We start from the raw sequence: 22083 nt of genomic DNA, 5'->3' as shown, positions 1-22083 counted from the left end.
CGTTATATTGATTAACCTAAACGGTAGTTAGGTGCTTCTTTAGTGATTTGTACATCGTGAACATGTGATTCACCCATACCAGCTGAAGTAACACGAACAAACTGAGGTTTGGTGTTTAATTCTTCAATCGTTGCACAACCAGTTAAGCCCATTGCGCTGCGTAGGCCGCCCACTTGTTGGTGAATGATAGTCGCGATCGGGCCTTTATAAGCCACACGACCTTCAATACCTTCTGGTACAAGTTTGTCTGCTTGGTTAGATTTTTGGAAGTAACGATCTGATGAACCTTCTTTTTGGTTCATCGCACCAAGGCTCCCCATACCACGGTATGATTTGTAGTAACGACCTTGATAAAGCTCAACTTCACCCGGCGCTTCTTCAGTACCTGCTAGCATTGAACCAACCATTACGCATGATGCACCAGCAACCAATGCTTTTACGATATCACCCGAGAAACGAATACCACCGTCGGCGATAACTGGAATGTCACGGCCTTTTAAGCCTTCAACAGCATCAGAAATAGCTGTAATTTGCGGTACGCCGCAACCAGTAACAATACGCGTAGTACAGATTGAACCAGGACCGATACCTACTTTAACGGCATCAACACCGGCATCAGCAAGAGCAATCGCACCTTCAGCTGTTGCAACGTTACCCGCTACAATTTGCAAATCTGGGTATGCTTGGCGAGTTGCAGCAACACGGTCAATAACACCTTGTGAATGACCATGTGAAGTATCAATAAGTAATACATCAACGCCCGCTTCAACAAGTGCAGCGATACGTTCATCAGTACCTGGACCGACACCCACTGCCGCACCTACACGTAGACGACCTTGGTCATCTTTACAGGCGTGAGGTTTGTCTTGTGCTTTTTGGTAATCTTTTACCGTGATCATGCCTTTTAATTTAAATGCATCATCAACTACAAGAATTTTTTCAATGCGATGTTCGTGCATTAAGCCTAAGATTTCTTCACGTGCAGCACCTTCTTTCACAGTGACTAACTTTTCTTTTTTAGTCATGACTGTTGAAACAGGTTGCTCAAGTTTAGTTTCGAAACGCATATCACGGCTGGTAACAATACCAACCAGGCCATTATCAGCATCCGTTACCGGAAAACCTGAAAAGCCTTTTTCTTCAGACAACGCAACCGCATCCGCAATAGTTAAATCCGCTGTCACAGTGACAGGAAAAGACACAATACCGGCTTCGTACGTTTTAACTTTACGTACGTTTTTAGCTTGTTCTTCAATTGTCATGTTTTTGTGGATAAAACCTAAACCGCCTTCTTGCGCTAGCGCAATCGCTAAGCGAGCTTCTGTTACAGTATCCATAGATGCTGAAACTAACGGCAAGTTAAGTTTGATACCACGCGTTAAGCGAGTTGAAATGTTTGCCGTGTGTGGCAAAACAGTAGAATGACCTGGTACTAAAAGTACGTCATCAAAGGTAAGAGCTTCTTTAGCAATTCTAAGCATTTTGGCAACTTCTCACATGTGGATCTTGTATAAGGAATTGCGGCCAAATTTTATCAGCGTTATCGACATGAGTAAATAAGATTTCACAATTATTTATGATAAAATACCACCATCATCGCTTTTTAGAGTCGTTTTATGGCCATAACATCCCAGCAGCAAACGGTTTATACCGTTTCTAGACTAAACAGAGAAATTAGATCTGTGCTTGAGCAAGGGTTCGCATCGTTAATTTTAACCGGTGAGATCTCAAACTTCATAACCCCTGCGTCTGGGCATTGGTATTTTACGCTTAAAGATGATCGTGCCCAAGTCAAAGCCGCAATGTGGCGTGGCAATAATCGCGGCCAACGCTATCGCCCTGAAAATGGCGCTCAGGTAACTGTACGCGCTCGAGTATCCTTGTATGAACCACGCGGTGATTATCAGCTGATTGTTGAACACATGGAAGCGGCCGGCGAAGGCCAATTAAAGCAAGAGTTTGATGAATTGAAAATGCGCCTCGCGGCTGAGGGCTTATTTAGCTCAGCATACAAACAGCCATTGCCAAGCGTTGTGCATCGTGTAGGTGTGATCACATCAGCAACCGGCGCTGCTATTAAAGATATTTTAACGGTACTTAAACGCCGCGCACCACAACTAGAAGTGGTGATCTACCCTGCTATGGTGCAAGGTAAAGAGGCGCATTTGCAGTTAATTGATAAAATTAACCTCGCCAACGCTCGCAATGAAGTTGATGTGCTCATTTTAGGCCGTGGCGGTGGCTCTTTGGAAGATTTATGGTGCTTTAACCATGAACTACTGGCGCGAGCAATTTATGCCAGCAGACTCCCTATCATTAGTGCCGTCGGGCATGAAATTGATACCACCATTAGTGACTATGTGGCCGATATCCGCGCCGCCACACCATCCGCGGCCGCAGAGCTTGTTAGCCCTAATAGCAGTGAACTTTATAACCAAATTCAACAACAATTGCAGCGTTTAGCAAACGCGTTTAAACATCAGCTATCTGCCAAGCAAAGTACAGCCACCGCACTTGAACACCGGTTAACATTATGCCACCCGCGCAATCAATTAAATCAACAAGCACAGCGTTTAGATGAGCTATTTTTAGCACTGCAACAAGCAATGCAACAACGTATTTACCAGCATGAACGCCGCTTAAGTAATTTAGTGCCGCGTTTAATGCAGCGCTCACCGGATCGCATGCTTGCACAGGCGGGCCATCAGTTACAACAATTGCAAGCACGCTTACAGCAAAGTATGCAGCAACAACTACGTAGCAGCCAAAATACACTGGCTCTTCAAGCGAGTCGCTTAGAGTCGGTGAGTCCTCTCAATGTGCTGGCACGCGGCTATAGTATTACTAAAAACGAGCAAGGGCAGGTAATAAAATCAACGCAGCAAGTGAATCAAGGCGACTTACTGCTCACAGAATTAGCGGATGGGGTCATTCAATCGGTCGTTAGTTAACTATTTTGCAGCAGAGCCGGGTTAGTCCGATTCTGTTGCAAGCAGTAAAGAAAAGTCGCGATCGCTGGATTTAGAAGTGGTGACGGTAAATTGTTGCCAAAATTCTTGTTTGACCAATTGATCATTTAGCTCACGCCACTGAGTGTGACCAAAGTCATCAATATCTTGTGGTGCTACAAGCTCAAATTTACAGACCGAACTTTTACATTGCGCACTTACTAACTCAGGGCTAATGCTAAGATCGGCCATTTGCAAAAAGTCTTTCATGGCTGTTTCTGTGCGGTAAGCCCACTCTTCGTTACGGTTTTGTTCGTCAAATTTAGTCAATAATGCTTGTTCAAGATCTGAAGGAGCTGTTAGACGTTTTTCATATGTTTTTACCAGCTTTCGCTGCGCTTCCAATTCAACTTGAAGCTGTGCTAACTGGGTTTCAAGTGCACGAGTATTTTCTACATCTGAAGAGGGGGTTGAAGATTCTAATACATCGACTTCTGCTGTTTGGCTGTGTTTACTTACTGCATGATCAGAAACAGATTCTAGGCTAATAGATTGTGCTTCTGTTACAAACTTTTGATAGGCTTGCTCTGATTGAGCATCATCTGCAATAGCTGCCAATTGAGAGAATAAAATGACACCAAAGAATATTGAAGCACAGGCAACACCCGCTATAAAAGCTAACAATAAAGCAGTAAAATTATTTTTCATCATATTTTGGCATTCCTTTACTGCTTTTGTTTATAACTTACAATCAATTTGTAATCAATACCTTGGCTGCATTGTCAAAGGTGGTTTATAACATAGCACTGGTATGTGATTCGTTTTGCGGCTCGTCAACGTCTAAAAAGTTTTGGTTCATGCTTTGCGCAGGGCAAGGGCAATTTGGTTTACCAACAATTTTAGCCGGCACGCCCACAACTGTGGTGTGCGGCGGCACAGCACTTAGCACAACAGAGCCTGCGCCAATACGCGCGCCCTCGCCGACTTCAATATTTCCGAGCACTTTTGCACCCGCACCAATTAGGACACCTGCGCGAATTTTCGGATGACGATCACCTTTTTCATTACCAGTGCCCCCTAAAGTGACTGATTGTAAAATAGAGACGTTATCTTCTATTACCGCAGTTTCACCAATCACTATACCAGTGGCGTGGTCAAACATAATACCATGGCCGACTTTACAAGCAGGATGGATATCAACGCCAAATACTTCTGAGGTACGGCTTTGAATAAAGCGAGCGAGCTCTTTACGGTTTTGTAACCATAGGCAATGGGCGAGTCGATGAGCTTGAATTGCATGAAAACCTTTTAAGTTTAAGATCACAGTTAAATAAGTATCGGCAGCAGGGTCGCGATCTTTAACCGCTTTAATATCATGAGCAACGTGAGTAAGCATGCGATCGCACTCAACAAAGGCTTGGTCAAACAATTCACGAATAGTAAATGCGGATACCACAGCATCAGACAATTTATTCGCAACGATAAAACTCAACGCAGATCCTAAACACTCATGATTTAAAATGCATGAATACACATGACTTGCCAAAAGAGGTTCACGGGTAACGACTTCATTTGCTTCTGCGCGAAGCTGTTGCCAAATTTCATGACGCATAGGACGGCCTTTAATTAATACGAATATAAGCTTTTGTGCAGTTTAACGGATTTCATGGCGTATGTGTTAACACTGTAATTATTTGTTCTGGTTATTAGATATAACGAAACTTAAAAACCCTAAACAGTAATAATCGCCCCTATTTAAGAATCGTTGTAACGACAGTAAACATAGTAGTAAAAAATTTATAAAATTAAATTAAAAGCTTAAAATTCAAAAAGTAACAAACATGACAGCTTAACTGTCATATGACAAAATAACCACTGGCATAAAGCTGACGGCGAAAATAACAATTACAATCGCTAAATTAGCATCATCAACTTAACAAGGAATATGATGATGAAAAACGACATACTCAACACAAAAAAACTTGGCTATAAATTTTACTTTCAAGACGGTGACGATCAAATAGCCTGCTTTGGTAGTTACTTTACTGGCAAAGAAGAAGTCTATGTTAATGATGAATTGGTCAGTGAAAAGCGCAGTATTAATGTCACGAGTAAACACCAATTTGAACTTTCAGGTAATACTTTCAACGTTAAATTTGAAATGCACAATATTTTAACTGGGAGGCTTGAGTGCTCACTTTATAAAAATAAAAAGTTAGTTAAAAGCTATCAGCAATCATCACTGTTTAATAACCCTAAGACCTCACTTAAAGTTATGGTGGGCTGTTTCTTGGGCGGACTCGCTGGCGGTTTTATACTTATTTCTATTTTAGAATTTTTACTTGGGGAATTTTAAAATGCAACTTAACCCCAAAACTATAAAAGCATTAAGGCAAAAGCTTGATTGGACTCAACAACAACTTGCCGATGCCTGCGACGTGAGTTTACGCACCATCCAACGCGTTGAAAAAGAAGGTGCTGCATCGAAAGAAACCACCATGGCTTTATGTGCTGTGTTAGAAGTACGCCAAGGTGAGTTAATAAAACTTGAGGAAAATACAGTTTCAGTTGCTCAGACACACACTTTAAATACGCAAAGTATCACAACAATTTTAGCGTTGTCGTCCATTGCCAGCTTTGTGCTTGGTATGATCACTGTATTTTTGATTATGAAATAAGGGGTTTAAACGATGTCAAAAGAATCGCGAGGACACATCACGTTAGTGCTTATCGTCAGTGCAATTATACTTTTTGAATTAGGTGTAAAAATTGGCGCGATGTTATAAAAATGCCCCAATAAATGGGGCACTTTAATTAGCTTAATTTATATCGCTTTTATTGAAACACTTTATCTACTGCAACTACTTCGATGTTTTTCGCAGGAATTGCAAGTTTATAGTCAGCAATCACTTTATCTTCAGCTACTAACTCTGCTGGCTTTTCTGCGTTATACACCATTGGCGATGTTTGCTCTGACGCTAAGCGTTTTTGCATATCTTTGCCATCACCAGTAATAAACACATACTGGATATCATCAGTTTGTAAATTATCTTTAATGACACGATTAACATCAGCTAAAGTCAGCTTTTCAAGCTTACTCGTTACATATTTCACAAACGATTCAGTGTTATAAAACTCGCTATCAAGTGCGTAACCTAATTGACGATTTTGACTGGCGACCATTTGCGGCACAAAGTTGATTAAGAAGTTACGCGTTGCGTCAAAGTCTTTTTCGGTCATGCCATTTTTGATCAGCTTATCAAGTTCAAATAAAGCCGTACGTGTTGCAAAGTGCGCATCATTATTTGAACGCAGTGGGCGCAACCACACTTGGAATATTTGCTCTGAACGACCCAGGTTGGCATCTGGTTTTGTTTGGAACATGCCGCGTGGGAAGTATTCTATATACGCGTAGTCACCGTAGTTCATACCACGGGTTTGGCGAATACGATTATATAAATATGCATTTGAGCTACGGTGCTCACCAAAGTATGAACGCACTAACCAAAGTGCTGTCCAATCTTCACTGCTACGTATGGTATCAATAGGGAAACCAAATGATACCGCTGTAGACTGTGCTGACTTTTCAACAATTGTCGCATGGTGACCTTTAAGCACTGGTGCATCAGGAATTGATAAACGGCTTTGCTGACCTTTTGGCAACTGGCTTAAATCTGCAAACATGGTTGTTTTAAGTGAGTCTGGCACAGCGCCAATTAGACCAACCGTTAACTTAGCCTGAGTAAACTCTTTTGCGTAAAACGCTTTTACATCATCCAAAGTTAGCGCTTCTAGATCAGATAAATCACCATAGTTATAACTTTCATATGGGTGACCTTGGTACAGCTTATGGTAAAGCACTTCTTTACCTAGCTCTTCATCGTTCGACGCTTTAAGTCCTGATTTTATGCCATCAATCAGCTCTTTCTTTAAGCGCTTAAAGTCGTCTTCTCTAAAGCCAGGGTTTAGTAACTGCTCACTAACCAATGCATACCATTTAGCCGCATTATCTTTATGAACACGCCCTTGAAGAGAAATCATTTCTTTATCAATCTGATAACCAAAGCTACCTGCCAACGGATACAGTGCTTGTTTGATATCGTTATAGCTCTTAGATTCTGAGCCACCTTGCGCAAGCATGGCTGCGGTTAGTGCAGCAACCCCTTTTTTGCCTTGTGGATCAGCCGCAGCACCGGTGTGGAATAACCAGTTAACATCAATTAATGGTGAGCTATTGGTTTTATCAAGCACTTTAAAGTGACGCTCTTGTACTGTGTGCTTACTCGCAACAAGGGAGTTTAAGTCTACTTCTTGCTCAAAGCCTGCCACTTTATCAAGCGCCGACATTGTTACCGTAGTACGGCTGCTATCAACAAAATACTGATTGGCAATATCTTGAATATCTTGCGCGCTGATACTGTCAGCCGTTGCATATAATTGATTAACGACTTCTGGGTCGCGCTCAAAATGCATGTAGCTTGCAAGGGTTGATGCAATTGCTTGTGATGAATCTAAGCCGTTAATGAAGCTGTATTTTAAGTTTGATTTTAAATCAGCTAGTTTTTGGCTATCAACTAACTCCGTACGCGCTTTAGCGTAAGTGTTATTAATTGCATCACGCGCTTTAACTAAGTCTTCTTCGTTTTCTACTTTGACAAATACATGTAACAAACCCGGATCTTTTGTATCTGGGTTGTAGGTAAACATTTGGCTGGCAATTTGCTTATCAACCACTAACTCTTGATATAGTTCAGAGTTATTTGAGAAATAAAGCTGCGACAGCAAATCAAGGGCTGCACGGTCTTTTTTCTCAGGCTGCCAAGCTGCGCCCTTGTATGATACTAGCAACCAATGCCCTGGTAAGCCTTCATTCTGCTCATGTACATATTTAGCTGCTTGTTGCTTAGGCTCAGTTGGGATATCAGCAACGTAATTACCTTTTTGCCAGCCACCCCAGTGCTTTTTAACCATCGCCATCGTCTCTTGCGGATCGACATCACCCACAATCACTAGCGATACATATTCAGGCTTATAAAACTTTTCAAAAAACTCTTTACCGTACGCCATTTGATCAGGCATCGCTTCGATATCTTCAAAAAAGCCCATGGTGGTGTGTTTGTACGTGTGCTTTTCAAAAGCTTCATTACGCACAGCTGAAAGTAACTTGCGAATTGGGCTGGCGTTATTTTTAAGGTATTCACCTTTTACTGTTAACGCTTCCGTACGAAATTGCTCTTCTGAATATGTTAAGTTTTGGAAAATATCAGCTTCAATCTCAAGTACTTTATCAAGGTGCTGCTTTGAAAAGTTTAAGTGATAATTAGTATAGTCATTAGTGGTATAAGCCCGGTTATCAACTCCTGAGTTTTTTAGGATGTCTGAATACACATCTTGTGGGAATTTCTCAGAGCCTTTAAACATCATGTGTTCAAAAAAATGTGCAAAGCCCGTTTTACCCGCTTCCACTTCGTTACGAGACCCCACGGAGACAGGTATTTGTAGTGATACCACATCAGGGTAATCAGTTTTCACCACCATAACCCGTAAACCATTTTCAAGCTCTTCCAATAGGTAATCTTGTGAAAACACACGGTCATTGCTACTGGCAACCGTTGACTGTTCAATCTCAACTTCTTTAACCATATTAGAGCCGCTGCTACTTGCACAGCCACTTAGTGCCAGCGTTACCGCTAAACTTGTTGCTAATAATTTAAATTTCATTGTTATCCCTTGTTAGTTGAATATTTTTTTAGTTATAAAATTTTTATACCTTTATGATTATGCAACAAAGTGAATCAATATAAGACCCCTAGGCCAATGAATTATGTAAACAGTTGTGTATGCCTGTCCCCAAAAACCAATTAAACATGAGATAAATTCATATTCATTGAGAAAGTTTCATTAAAAAAATCTATCTAGACGTCTAAATGGCTGATATATTACCAAGCATAGAACGTTAATTGGCTGGAATGAGGATTATGGCTTTATCATTACAAGAGAAAATTGAAGATACCAATCAGGGTGTTTACTTAATTGGCACAACTCCACCGCGTATTGGTACCGATAAAGCCCAGCTTGAAACCATTGCCCAAAAGCTGTTAGGCCGTTTACATGAAATAGAGTATGACGGTGTTGTTATTTATGACATTCAAGACGAGAGCAGCCGTACTGATAAGCCACGCCCTTTTCCATTTAAGCAAACGGTTGATCCACGTGAATATAGCCATTTATTACGCAGCTTATCGCACCTAGATGTGATCACCTATAAAAGTGTTGCACAACGTGGCGAAGCAGAATTTAAAGCGTGGTTAAACGAAACAAAGAACGACTTTGATTTAAAAAACTTGGTATTAGTTGGCAGCCCGTCATCTGATGGCGATATAAAGTTAAGCTTACCTAATGCTTATAAAGCACTCGCAGAGCAAGCTGATGATTTCTTTCTAGGCGGTGTAACCATTGCTGAGCGCCATGCAAGTAAACGTAACGAGCATGAGCGTTTACTTGAAAAAACCGCACAGGGTTGTCAGTTTTTTATCTCGCAAGCGGTTTATAACGCACAAGACACCATTGATTTGATCACCAGCTATGCTCGCAGCTGTAAAGCGCAAGGTATTAAGCCAAACCGTATAATTTTGACTTTCACCCCGTGTGGTAGTGAGAAAACCTTAGACTTTATGCAATGGCTAGGTATTTCAGTGCCTGAAGCGACCAAATGGCGCATGCTTGATGCCGAAAACCCATTAAGCGAATCAGTACGCATTTGCCGCGAGAACCTAGATTCAATTCTAAAAAGTTGTGCCCATTTAGATGTACCACTAGGGCTAAATATTGAAAGTTTAACCAACCGTAAAGAAGAGATTGATGCGTCAATTAACCTTTATCGTTTGTTAAAAGCGACAATGGAATTAAATTTAGCTGAAAAGCAGATAGCTTAGGTTCGGGCTTCGGGCTTCGGGCTTCGGGCTTCGGGCTTCGGGCTTCGGGCTTCGGGCTTCGGGCTTCGGGCTTCGGGCAATAATGATAAGCGACATAGAATAAGCCAGCTCAAGTATTTAGCTTCGTTTCCTTCTCATTGTGAAAAAACTTAGTGAATTATTCACAAAGAGGTTAAGAGACGCTGCGCTTAAGAGTAATACAGATTCTAGTCCCGACTTGCCATAACATGTGATATCACCAGCCCCAAACTAGGCGCTTGCAAGCGAGGGGCCTTGTCGAAGCTCAAAAACAAAAGGAATTAACATTGCGATAGGCAATGACTACTTAGCGCCACAAGGTTTAGTGTCATTAAGAGTTATTTGGATCAATATTCATTACGGGGGATGAACCGCCCATTGCACTTCCTGTAAATAAAAAGCGCATGATGGGTGGTGTGCGAGCTGGAGGAGGCCTCCGGCTACCCGATTATGCCTTGTTTTGCGCAAATGGATGAGTATTCGATTCAAAAAATTTAATGCTCTGATCAGAATCTGCAAATAATGCATTTATTCTACCGACAAACATTTTTTTAGAAGAATCATCTAAGCCTGAAAACACGCTTATTGCGACAGTACTATTTGTGCTCGCCTTAATCGCACTCACAATATGTTCATCATATTCCTCATTTAAATCATGTCCAAAGACAACCAATCCACCATTAGACTTTCTAAGATTTCTATAACAGAAACTTAGATATGAATTAGATCTAATTCTATTCATTTTTAGTTGAGACTTACCTTCAGAAATAAATAATGGAAAAGTATTGTTAAAATCTAGTTCTAAAGCACCGTCTAGATCCGACTCTAGTGTAATTGCAATTTTTCTTGTATTTGATATTTTTTCTGACCTTAAGTGGAGTGCGCCATGTAGAAAATGGATTGGTATTTTAGATTGGTAAACTGATGAATTGTAAAGATCAAATTCATTATCACCCCAAAAGTAATCAACAAAACAAGCTTGACCACCATCAAGAACAGCCCAATATGGAAGCAAGTCATAGTTTGTAGTAAATATACTTTTATATTTACTCATACATTCTCTAATATGTTCCGTTGGAACATCTCTATAATTAGGATGGACTTCATTTACCGAACGAATTAGTGCATTTTGAACGTCAATATAAAGAGTTTTTGTTGCGCTTTCATTATCAATTGACACTTGATATGCATGATAGATTGCTCGTAAGACTTCTTCAAAATTTTCAGTATTTAATTTATTGAAAAGCTCACGAGTACATAAATACCGCCCCACTGGACGATCTCCAAAAAGCTCTAAAAGTGATTTATAAGAAAAACCTTCCCAATATGTCCTTCCAAGCCCGTTACCAAATAATAAATTGGGTAACTCTTCTTGAATTTCACTCCAACTCGTAATCATATAGCTCCAAGAGACATAACGCTTCACTCACCGGAATTTTGGGAGCAGAGCGAGTAAAATTTCCGCGTGCAGTAACTTGTTATGCGCCATTTAATTGCTATTAAAATACTCATCAATTGCTTTCCTAGATATTGAATACCTTATCAATTGTTCAGTTCGGTCCCGATCAACAAGCCCTTTCTCTTCATCTAATTTCTTTGCTCGCTTCGCTATAAGATGGGATGAAATATCTAATTCTTCCGATAGATCCCTTGCATACATTTTTTCATTGCTACTGTTTAATTCGTGCATTACTCCAAGCTCAATTGCTGGAAGCAATTTTGATTTATCAATTTTATCCAACTCTGTTTTTATATCGTCCGAAACTGATTTCACCTTGACTTCACTTTGGCACTCGTTACAGCGCATTTTATTGAATTCCAAAAATGGTAGCTGCTCATAGGGATAGGATTTACCACATTCAGGGTTGATACACTGTATGTGCTTTGATTCCCTTAGAAAACCTTCAAATATCCCATCAAAGCTAAAGGGGCGCGCAATAAAATATTTTCTGTATTCACTACCTACTGGCTTTCCCCAGCGCATATTCTCTAATAGAGTTAAGCCATAATTAAGGCAATATACTGAGATCTTTTTCCCATCTCTATCGCTCATTTCTGAGTACTTTGAAATAAAGAAATTAAGTTCAAGTGTTCTTACAAACCGCTCCAAACTTGGAGAAAAATTAAAATGACTTGTGTATGGGTTGGTTTTGTCTGACTGATATACTGAACTACTTAATTCTCCTGTAATTATTTGCTTCCTGATATTTTTCAATTGACTTATGAAAACATGCAGGAGATTCCTCTGCTGTAACTCTGAGACTTTTTCATCGAAAGAAAGCAAACTATTTGTGGTTATATCAAAAAATGATGATATAACTTTCTCATAGTATTTTTGAGCTGCGCCTTCTATCGCTGATTTTGTTATTTTTCTACCGATAGATATATGCGTTTGATGGCAATAGAAAAGCAAATACCCAATAATCCGAGGCACATTCATGGAGCATTTAAAAAGCAATTCCATGTAATCATCAATTGTCATTGATGATGAGATATCAAAATAATCGTCAATCGGTTGAGTGCTAAAATATCTGATCCTTGTATTTACCAATCTCTTTGTAAAATCTAGAGAAAGAGACTCCATCGTATTTTTATCATAATTTGAATATAAGTTGTAGAAGTCCAAATCTATAACATCAATCTTGCCTTTGTCGATATCTCCAAAATGTATCCTGTTAGGGTATGCTGCAACTTTAAAACAAATAAACTCATCGCCCCAGTTGTTTAGCGGGGCTAGGACAACATCAACAAAATTCTTGATCGTTTTCTCATCGACCTCTGAGAAATCATCTAGAAATATCACCAGTTTTTTTATTTTTAGAATTGCAAGTATATTTCTAATCTCATCTATAACTTCTTTTATTTGAAATACTTTTAGCAGCGCACCTGAAAATTGTTTTTCCCAAGATTCAACTTGTTTCGCTCTATCTTTTTTGTTTGATGAGGAGCCACTTTTAGCTCCGACTACTGGTCCTTTAGAGTCAAAACCAAAATTTAGATTGTCATCATACCCTTTAGAAGTAGATGATTCGCTTTCTTCAACTCCCGATATAGTACTCACATACTCATTAATTACTGGTAACTCGATTGACTTAAGATGTTGATTATTATCTATTTTATCGCGAAGAATACTAATATAGTCTTTTACTTTACTGGTTTTACTTAAACCTATTACGTTAGCAATTTTACTCAAATATGAATCAGCTCTAATATCCAGCTCTTTTACAATTGATTTTAAAATGCTTTGAATAAAAGACCTTTCTACAAGGTACTTTCCAAGTGCTTCATCAGGTATTCTTCCCTTCAAATAGTCTAAATTTTGGTATTCACTCTTCGTACTCTCAAATACAGTTTTTGTATCAATATAACAAGGAAGGTAATCATCTTTTTTTCTGTACTCGCTTTCGAGTCGTAAAATTATTGTAGACTTTCCTGTTCCCTTTCGACCAACTAAAAATGTAGTGTTGTCAGAAAGAATCATTTTAAACACCTGATTTTCAGGTAAAAGATCTGTATAGAGCGTCTCTATCAAAGATCTTTCTTGCTCATCTTTGATCTCTGCACGCTTAAATCTTTTCAATGAGTCGGTGGCCTTATAAAACTCATCTCTATTTTTTTCAGTTAACATTCAATATCGACTCCTGACTCTTTATAAGTATCACTAACGATCGGGCGCTTAACGCTTATCGAACACCATTTTGGTGGTTTATAACACACCAAAACGGCGTATATTACATACCCTGATAATTTCACCAATAATTACCTTTGTAAACAAATAATTAAAACAGCTAGGGTTAAGCGTGTTATTTTGCCCCAATACGGCGTTTAATAATGTTATTGGACAAAATTAGATTTCTACTTAAAACACAGGAATAAATTTAATTTCTTTAGTGACTGGTTATCGCTCTTAGCTGCCTGTCCTGTGAGGTTTTAAGGTTTTTTGGCTAACTTAAACGCTTGTTTTACGCTATACATATCTTTATCTGCCATATCTAGCAATGCTTCGAACGACTCTTTTTCTGAAGAGTTAAAACTACGTCCTATGCTCAAGGTTAAATTTGGTAGGTTTTTATCTGCAAGCTCTGCTTGGTAAGCATTAATTATTTTATCTATCACATGACTAATTAATCGTTTGTCAGAAATCTGAATCAACGCAACAAATTCATCCCCGCCTAAACGACCAATAATATCAGCATCACGCAAATGAGACTTTAGTGTTTTGGCGAGTGTCATTAAGGCTTGATCACCAATTTCATGGCCATAGTTGTCATTTAATTTTTTAAAATCATTTATATCAATGAATAAGCAACAGACATCAAAGCCTAATCGGCCTGATAAACTGAGCTTTTGTTGGGCGAGTAAGTTCAGAGCGCGGCGGTTATAAATATGAGTGAGTGGATCTAACATTGCGATTTCGCGCATTTGCACAAAACTGTTTATTAATGCTAAATCATCTTCAACCATATCTCTGAGTTGCTTGATTAATTCCAAGTAATTGCGCTGATAATCCGTTTGTTCAAAGTCCATGACACAAAAAGTGCCAAACACTTCACCATCTGGCCAATGGATCGGCAAACCTAGGTATGACTCAAACCCGTCTTGCGTCACCTCAGGGTTGTCTAGCCACATATCATCTTTACTTGCATGATTCACATATAAAGCTTGGTTGTCTTGCACCACTTTTTTACAGAAAATATTTGTATCACGTGGCACGACCTCCCCTGCTTTATACGGGTTTTCTCGCTGTTCGCTGGCAACTACAATTCGGTAACCAGCGTCAGTAGCTTGAACAACAAATCCTGCAGGGGCTGAAAATAATTCAGTCATTAAATCGACTGTCTTTTGCCACTTTTGTAAAGATATTTGACTGTCTTTTCCTGAGAACACCCACTGATTAGTTTTAAACATACTACTTACTCAAGCTAGTTGCAGAGCTTTAAGTATAAGAAACTTATCGGCGTCGGTTTGAACTTTTTTTACCTAAAATTCGCTTTTTATCCCGTTCTTTTCGCGATTTATTCGTATTTTTTCGATTATCTTTAGGCTTTTTGTTTGGGTCGGGCTCATAGCCGGTCAACCACTGCGGAGTAAGGCGGGTATCTAATAATACTTCAATTTCTTCTAGTAGCCACTGTTCATCAAGACTCACCAGTGACATAGCTAAACCTTGTTCACCTGCACGGCCAGTACGGCCAATGCGGTGTACGTAGTCTTCTGCTATATATGGTAGTTCAAAGTTAATCACATACTTTAATGAGCTAATATCTAAGCCGCGAGCAGCGACATCGGTAGCAACGAGTACACGGGTCGTACCTTCTTTAAAGTTCTGTAATGCTCTATCACGTGCGCCTTGTGATTTATCACCATGGATAGATTCTGTTTTCAGGCCATCTTTGCACATTTCTTTAGCAAGTTTGTCGGCCATTTGTTTAGTACGTGTGAAAATAAGCACTTGGCGCCAATTTTTCATACCAATCATGTGTGAAACTAGCTCACGTTTACGATCTTCATCAACCGCGTAAATCACTTGTTCAACTTCGACAGCAGCCGAGTTACGCTTATCAACTTCAATTAATTTAGGATCTTTAAGTAACTTTTTACTCAGTTCAAACACGCTGTCATCAAAAGTCGCTGAGAATAATAAGGTTTGCCGATCACTTGGTACATGGCGCAAAATTCGCTTAATTTCATCAATAAAGCCCATGTCTAGCATACGATCAGCTTCATCAAATACCAAAGAATCTACGCTTGAGAGTTTAATACTGCCTTTGATGATGTGATCAAGTAATCGTCCTGGCGTTGCAACCACCACTTGCGCGTCTTTCATTGCTTTAACTTGCGGGCCAATGCTTGCGCCACCATAGGCTAATGCCCCTTTAATATCAGACCCTTGCGCGTACTTTTCAAAGCTGGCAAATACTTGCTGAGCAAGCTCTCGGGTAGGCGTTAAAATTAGTATCCGCGCCGTACCTTGCTCATCTTTCTTATTACTATTTAATAATTTATGTAATAAAGGAAGCACAAATGCCGCTGTCTTACCTGTGCCCGTTTGTGCACTGCCCATCACATCGTGACCGGCTAAAATTAATGGAATGGCTTGTAGTTGAATAGCCGTAGGCGTTTGATATTCATTGAGCTCAAGCGCTTTAAGCAGTAAAGGGTCGAGATGAAGATCCGTAAAGGTTGCAGCAGACATAGCATTGACTTGAAATAACTAATAATGGCGCTATTGTACGCACAAAATAAGTAACAAAAAAGGCGCTTGCGCGCCTTCATTTAAATCTTCAAGTTCGTGTTGCTTATGCAACGGGCTTAAGCGTTTCTTTACGCTGATTATAAAACGAAATAAGATCATCAACAGTATCTTGGCAATATTCACGAATACCAGACACTAGCATGTGTTTTTCACCATTCCCTACTTTTTTACCTTCTTCAAGTAAGTTGAAACGTAAGGTAATTTTTCCGCGTTTACCGGTATATTCAAAACTCGGCTCGGCAAACTCTAACGTAGGTGCATGAATGTCTAATGTATCAAGGTTAATTAACATTGATTCATAGATAACCATAGGGCGAGCTGGGTTAATCATTACATCTTGCTTACCCATAAGTGGAATAATCACATGCGGGAAAGTGGTGCCGGAAAACTCAACGTAATTCTTGATTAGGCTATCGGTGAGTGTTTGACACTGACTGGTTTTACCGTCACGCTTTACCTTTAACATGACTTTTTCGCCGCTGGTAATATCAAATTCATCGGCGCCCTCAGGGAAGCTGAGTTTGGTAGTCTCATCAACCATGCCTGCGAAGGTAAATTCCATTTTTTCACTGATACCATACTGATTTAATACCAATGAAAAAAGTAAATCTCCAGGAACACAAAACTTCTTTGCGTCTTTATCGTGTAGCGGGTTGTAATCATCGGCTACACATTTTGCGAAACGACAGCCTTGCTCACGCGATATAGAGATATGATCAGCATGTTGCTGATAAAAAGGACTTAACATAGTTGTTCACTGCTTAAACTGCTTATAACCTGCCTATTCTACCAGATAAAAATGTAATAGAGGTCGAATCTGTTAAACTTTTGTTTCAAATATAAAAAAGGGCCCTATTGGACCCTTTGCTTACATAACATACTTAGGGGATACATTAATCGTGTTTTACGTTACGACGACGAACGCCAGCAAAACCAGCCATTAGTAATGCAAGCCAAGTAATCGAGCCACTTGAGTCATCATTATCTTGTGGTTCTACAACATCTGGCTTTTTGGTGACAGTAACTTGCATTGCCTGCTCCACTGACGTTGTTCCATCGCTAATGGTCACGGTGTAACTATATTCACCTGCCGCTAAACCAGTTACTTGAGTACTGGCTGCTGTGGGCGTTAACAGTGTGCCACTTCCAGCCCATTGATAGCTCAGTTCGTCACCATCAAGATCTGTTGCTGTCACGGCGAGTGTAGGCACTTGATCTTCGCGAACAGTGATATGAGTATCTGCCATTTCAGCTACAGGCGCGTCATTAACCGCATTGACTGTTAAGGTAAATGTTGTCTTGGCAACAGCTGTAGGCTCACTTTTAAAGGCCACCATTACGGTTACTTCAATATCACCATTGAAGTTTGCCGTTGGTGTTAGCGTTAAGGTTGAACCTGTTTCATGGCCACTGACTTGCACACTGGCATTGTCAGCGATAGCTGATATTAGTGTTTCTTGACCTAATGAGTTATCAAAGTTAACTGTGATTTCAGTACTCTCATCTTCATTAACGTCAGTATGCTCTATATCAGCAATTGATAAGCTTTCTTGAATCGTGGCTACTTTAACCAACATAGTCGCTTCACTGGTATGCTTGCCATCAGATACTGTTACTGTAAAAGTGTGATCGCCAGCAGTTAAGCCTGATACCGTCGTTGTTGCAGCTGAAGTATCTGCAATTTGCCCATTACCAGACCACATAAATGTGAGCTCATCACCATCCACATCATTCGATTGAGAAGCATCAAGCGTTACTTCCTCACCCTCCGTGATAAAGATTTCTGACTGAGCAACAACAGCTGTCGGTGCATCATCTGTATTTTCTACGGTTAATAAAAATGATGTACTTGCAGCATCGTCCGGATGCTCAATATCAGCCACGGTGACTGCAATTTCTGTTACACCCGAGAAGTTTGTATCTGGTGTTAAGGTTACGGTATCACCGTTTACAACAGCGGTTACTCCTTCACCACTTACTAACACTTGATTTGCTGAGTTTTGCTCATCAATATGGCTAACCGTGAAGCTAACAGGTGTTTCTTCTGTTGTATGCATATCAGGAAGTGGTAGTACAGTAATATGACTTGGTACGCTTAACGAGCTTGAAAAAGCAATATCCTCTGTACCAGATAAGCTTGCGGTGCCTGAGAAGTTAAGCGTTTTACCAGCCGCGGCAGGGGTCACATCAGCCCATGCAGTTACCTCAAAATAAGATGCTTCAGGACCTGTGTAATCCATACATACCACATAACCGTCTTTAACTACTTCGTCTAAGTTGTCCCATGCGATACTTTTTCCGCGGAATTTTTCAAGTGGTCCACGACGATAAAGTGCTCCTTTAAATCCTTGAAAGCCGATACTACCTCGGTTATCAGTGTCAGCAAAATCGATATTATCGTAAGCAAAGTAGATTTCATGTTTATTTGTGCCATGATCTACATTGGCATTAAACACCACTTCAAAATCAACGCTATTATCGGCTTTAGTCCACTCGTATTTACCGGTTTCAGAATTATACTGCGGATCAGAATAATCAGAGGCGTTGTCCCATTCTATTATCCCCCAGCCACTGGGTGTTGATGCTAATGAAATACCTTCATTTACATTGAGCCCAAGCGATTGGAATGAAAGATCATAGTTAATTGATGCAGAGCGCCAAAGCGGAGCAACGCTCTCATAAGGAGTCATACCTGATGGCATTTCTAAATGGTATGCAAAGCCTCGACTATTATTAAAGCCCAGCAAGCCAGTGCCTAAAATATTCATATAGCTTGAATCAAGATTCATTTCATCTTGGTTGTTATACAGTGTAAAGTTGCTGAATGCGCCATTTGAGAACTCAGCATAAGGAATAATCCAACCGCGGTCGTAGATAACATTATTAATATCATCAAAACCTGATAAAACAGGCAAGATACCAAACTCTTTAAGATCAATATAACCACCTGGATTTGAGTTACCTAAGTCAGGCAGTCGACACATTTCATCTGTGATGTTATCTGTAACAATATATTCGGGCTCAGTGGTAGAAGTATCTATTTGAGTTCCAGTGATTGTTAATGTGTTATCTTCTATATTAATGGTTGTGGTATCAAAATTTGAGGCTAATACATTCTCTGGAGTGATTGATAGTCCACTTGGAATAGCGGCGGTGATGGTATATTCACGGTCAATACCGGTGTTATTCGCTTGTACTTCAAATGTATATGGAATACGTTCATTTATTTTTGCACTTGTTTGCGGCACATCTAAATTAATAAGGTTTTTACCACGAATAACCTTGAGTGGAATAGTGCCGACATTTGCTTGGTTTACACTTGATGTACCAACATCAATGGCTGTGTAATAGATATCTTCCTCTTGCATAGGCAGTTGCCAAGCAATTTCCATATCTACCGGTGTTATGCCGTCACTGGCCGCTAAAGTAGCAGTGATGTCAGTGCTAACCTGTGAAGTAACAACTGCGGTTGTATATGTGAAAGTTTCTTCGACACCTTGATTATCAGAGGTATTTGAGTTGTAAATCAAGGCCCAGTATTGCCCTGGCTCAGGGTTATTAATATTACAGAAGTTATTAATTACAGAGTGAGATGATATACATAAAATTTCATCTTGTGGCTCTATAATACCGTTTTCATTGTAGTCTTTACCCACATAGATACTCGGATTGCCTTTATCAAGCGTGTTATCCAGTGGAGATGCTATTGTTGCTTGCATTTCTACTATTAGACGCTTTGCATCTTTAGGAACATTAATGAATTCTTGATGTACTGCCTCATCAAGTATATCTTCTTCTGCTACTTCAACCGTGCGATTTATAGCCCAAGGGAATATTCGATCATCATCTTTAGGAATGGTAACTGTTTTTACTTGTGCTTTAGTAGGAACATAAATTTGACCTACAGGTGCAGCAGCCTGTGGTATTGGCAATTGTTTAACCACAAAAGAGCCGTTATCTTCATGAACAACTTGCTTTAATGATGCAGGTAAATCGCCTTTATCATACTTAAAAACAACAGGCCATCGAGCATCTGGAGTATCACTGTCTTGAGATTTGAAGGTTAGATCTGAGTGTAACTCCACCTCTGAATTACTAAAGATATCTTGGGTGTCCATAATTGATGCTTTGACAATGATGGTTTGTGTTTCACCGGCTTTTAAGCTGAAATTAGCAGGGATAACTTCAATATTAACGCCGTTTTGTGCCGTTTGTGCATCTACATCAGGATTCCAATTAACGACATCACCTTGCTCAATGGTCCAACTGCCATCGCGTGTTGCTTTTACAGTTCTGACCCATTGACACTCTGGTTGGCAGTTAAAGTCAACCAAGTTAGGTAGATTAAGCTTGTGTGGAGTACCACCATTAAATGGATTTGCAGCTAAGAAATTCTCGGCGCTTTCATCCATAACCAAACCCGCTTTGGCGGCACTTTCAACGTTGATTCGACCGGTTCCTGCTCGGTATATCTCAGCAAGGCCAACGGTACCATTTTCGCGATTTAAGCGGTGATACTGCACCACATTATCTGCAGTCATTAGTAAGGCAGATTGAATTTCAGCAGGCGTCCATGTTGGATGGATTTGACGCATCAGCGCAAGCGCACCTGCAACATGTGGTGAGGCCATTGATGTGCCACTTAAGCGTGCAAAATCAGCGCCATAAGGGGTGGCTGCAAATGGGTGTTCATCCGAAAATGCGGCATAAATATCAACCCCAGGAGCGGCTACCGCAGGAGCTAAAATTTCAACGTTACTATAAGAAGGTCCACGAGAAGAAAAAGCAGCAAGCCAGTCAGCATCCTCTTCATTGACACGACGTTCAATTAACGTTTTACCTATAGTTATCATATGGCCCATTTCAGAGGTGCTATCAATCCAATCTTCTAAACCATCTTCAGGGTAGGAACCATTGAAGTCTTCAAGTGTGAAGTGAACGCCGGGAATAGAATAGGCTTCAGGTGTTGTGTCTTGACCATTTACCCAATTATATAAAATAAAGGCATCGGCACCGCCTGCTTTAACATTGTCGACCTTGGCGGTTCTAGCATTAGCGTTGGCATCAGTAGGAGTATGACGGCGGCAAACCACAATAACATTGGTGTCACCCTCAGCAGCCCCAGGAATTGCACTACCATCTTTGAAGAAATCAAATGTATTTGGCGCATAAGGCGCAGTGCAATATCCATTGTTATCAATATCACCATTTTCATCGGCATAGTCTTTGGCCCAAACAACAACACCAGTTATTTCTGTATTATTGATAGCACCACCGACTAACCCTGTTTCTGACCAAGTGGGGATTTCACTGCCAAGTTCACTGTCGATAAAACCTTCAAAGCTCACTGGGGTATCTATGGCAATTGTACGGCCATGTGTCGTTGCAGCTACTTGTGTTAACCATGGTGATGAATTATCAAGATACCCTAAACATTCCTCACCGCACGTACCAGTGCCTGAGTTACCAGCCGCAGCAGCAACACTTATGCCTGCCTCACGTGCTGATAAAAATGCGAGTTGTACAGGATCAGCCCACACATTTGAGTCAGCACCACCTATTGAGAAGTTAATAACATCAACACCGTCACTTATCGCATCTTCAATACCTGCAACTAAAGCTTCACCTGGACAACCTGAGTAACCTTGGTCGTTGTCCGAGTGACACACTTGGTAAGAGATTATATTAGCATGAGGTGCTACACCTGATATCTGCGCAAAGAAATCTTCTCTTAATACTTCGCCATCAGATTCTTCTTCTAATCCCGTTAATAGTAGAGGCACATTATTTAAAATGTTACCTGCAGCCGTTGAGGCAACGTGTGAACCATGGCCTTGATAATCTTCACCAATAGCAGGCCAGTTTGGGATCATTGCTGAAAATGTATCAGTGATTACATCATATGAACGAATACCAATTAGTTTGT

14 protein-coding genes are annotated in these 22083 nt (G+C 40.2%); 4 read left to right on the top strand and 10 right to left on the bottom strand.

The features are described from left to right. Positions 1-11: 11 nt before the first annotated feature. Positions 12-1481: an IMP dehydrogenase gene (guaB, locus tag KAN5_RS00935; protein WP_016708641.1), complete on the bottom strand. Its 1470-nt coding sequence runs from the start codon at positions 1479-1481 to the stop codon at positions 12-14. Positions 1482-1616: 135 nt separating this feature from the next. On the opposite strand from guaB, the gene xseA reads away from it, so the two are divergent. Then, positions 1617-2951: an exodeoxyribonuclease VII large subunit gene (gene xseA / locus KAN5_RS00930; RefSeq protein WP_244390229.1), complete on the top strand. Its 1335-nt coding sequence runs from the start codon at positions 1617-1619 to the stop codon at positions 2949-2951. A gap of 21 nt (positions 2952-2972) precedes the next feature. On the opposite strand, the gene KAN5_RS00925 is transcribed toward xseA, so the two are convergent. Continuing rightward, positions 2973-3659: a hypothetical protein gene (locus tag KAN5_RS00925; RefSeq protein WP_138555666.1), complete on the bottom strand. Its 687-nt coding sequence runs from the start codon at positions 3657-3659 to the stop codon at positions 2973-2975. 82 nt (positions 3660-3741) lie between these two features. After that, entirely contained in the window at positions 3742-4560 is an 819-nt protein-coding gene (gene cysE / locus KAN5_RS00920) for a serine O-acetyltransferase (protein ID WP_016708638.1), read from the bottom strand. 339 nt (positions 4561-4899) lie between these two features. Between cysE and KAN5_RS00915 the strand changes: the two genes are divergently transcribed. After that, a complete protein-coding gene (locus KAN5_RS00915) occupies positions 4900-5304 on the top strand; it encodes a hypothetical protein (RefSeq protein WP_171039037.1) in 405 nt (134 codons plus the stop codon). Position 5305: 1 nt separating this feature from the next. Continuing rightward, positions 5306-5626, top strand: a complete 321-nt coding sequence (locus KAN5_RS00910) for a helix-turn-helix transcriptional regulator (protein ID WP_244390228.1) — start codon at positions 5306-5308, stop codon at positions 5624-5626. Between the two features lie 157 nt (positions 5627-5783). On the opposite strand, the gene KAN5_RS00905 is transcribed toward KAN5_RS00910, so the two are convergent. After that, the gene (locus KAN5_RS00905; protein WP_244390227.1) at positions 5784-8669 is read right to left on the bottom strand and encodes a M16 family metallopeptidase; all 2886 of its coding nucleotides are present in this window, start codon (positions 8667-8669) and stop codon (positions 5784-5786) included. A gap of 257 nt (positions 8670-8926) precedes the next feature. Between KAN5_RS00905 and KAN5_RS00900 the strand changes: the two genes are divergently transcribed. Then, on the top strand, positions 8927-9883 hold the full coding sequence (locus KAN5_RS00900; protein ID WP_016708633.1) for a hypothetical protein: 957 nt from the start codon (positions 8927-8929) through the stop codon (positions 9881-9883). A 466-nt stretch (positions 9884-10349) separates the two neighbouring features. On the opposite strand, the gene KAN5_RS00895 is transcribed toward KAN5_RS00900, so the two are convergent. From KAN5_RS00895 to KAN5_RS00870, 6 genes are all read right to left on the bottom strand, one after another. Continuing rightward, positions 10350-11300 (bottom strand): DUF4917 family protein, encoded by a 951-nt coding sequence (locus KAN5_RS00895; protein WP_244390226.1) that lies wholly within the window; start codon positions 11298-11300, stop codon positions 10350-10352. A 90-nt stretch (positions 11301-11390) separates the two neighbouring features. Beyond that, positions 11391-13529: a helix-turn-helix domain-containing protein gene (locus KAN5_RS00890; protein ID WP_244390225.1), complete on the bottom strand. Its 2139-nt coding sequence runs from the start codon at positions 13527-13529 to the stop codon at positions 11391-11393. 302 nt (positions 13530-13831) lie between these two features. Continuing rightward, positions 13832-14809 (bottom strand): sensor domain-containing diguanylate cyclase, encoded by a 978-nt coding sequence (locus tag KAN5_RS00885; protein WP_244390224.1) that lies wholly within the window; start codon positions 14807-14809, stop codon positions 13832-13834. A gap of 43 nt (positions 14810-14852) precedes the next feature. Next, entirely contained in the window at positions 14853-16097 is a 1245-nt protein-coding gene (locus KAN5_RS00880) for a DEAD/DEAH box helicase (protein WP_244390223.1), read from the bottom strand. Between the two features lie 103 nt (positions 16098-16200). Continuing rightward, positions 16201-16905 (bottom strand): DUF3581 domain-containing protein, encoded by a 705-nt coding sequence (locus KAN5_RS00875; RefSeq protein WP_016708615.1) that lies wholly within the window; start codon positions 16903-16905, stop codon positions 16201-16203. Between the two features lie 145 nt (positions 16906-17050). Continuing rightward, complete coding sequence (locus tag KAN5_RS00870; protein ID WP_244390222.1) at positions 17051-22030, bottom strand: S8 family serine peptidase; 4980 nt, start codon at positions 22028-22030, stop codon at positions 17051-17053. Positions 22031-22083: the final 53 nt, after the last annotated feature.

It is taken from the genome of Pseudoalteromonas sp. KAN5 (assembly GCF_022846535.1).
In the GTDB taxonomy this organism is placed as follows: Bacteria; Pseudomonadota; Gammaproteobacteria; order Enterobacterales; family Alteromonadaceae; genus Pseudoalteromonas; species Pseudoalteromonas haloplanktis.
This window is presented reverse-complemented; position numbering and strand designations above follow the sequence as displayed.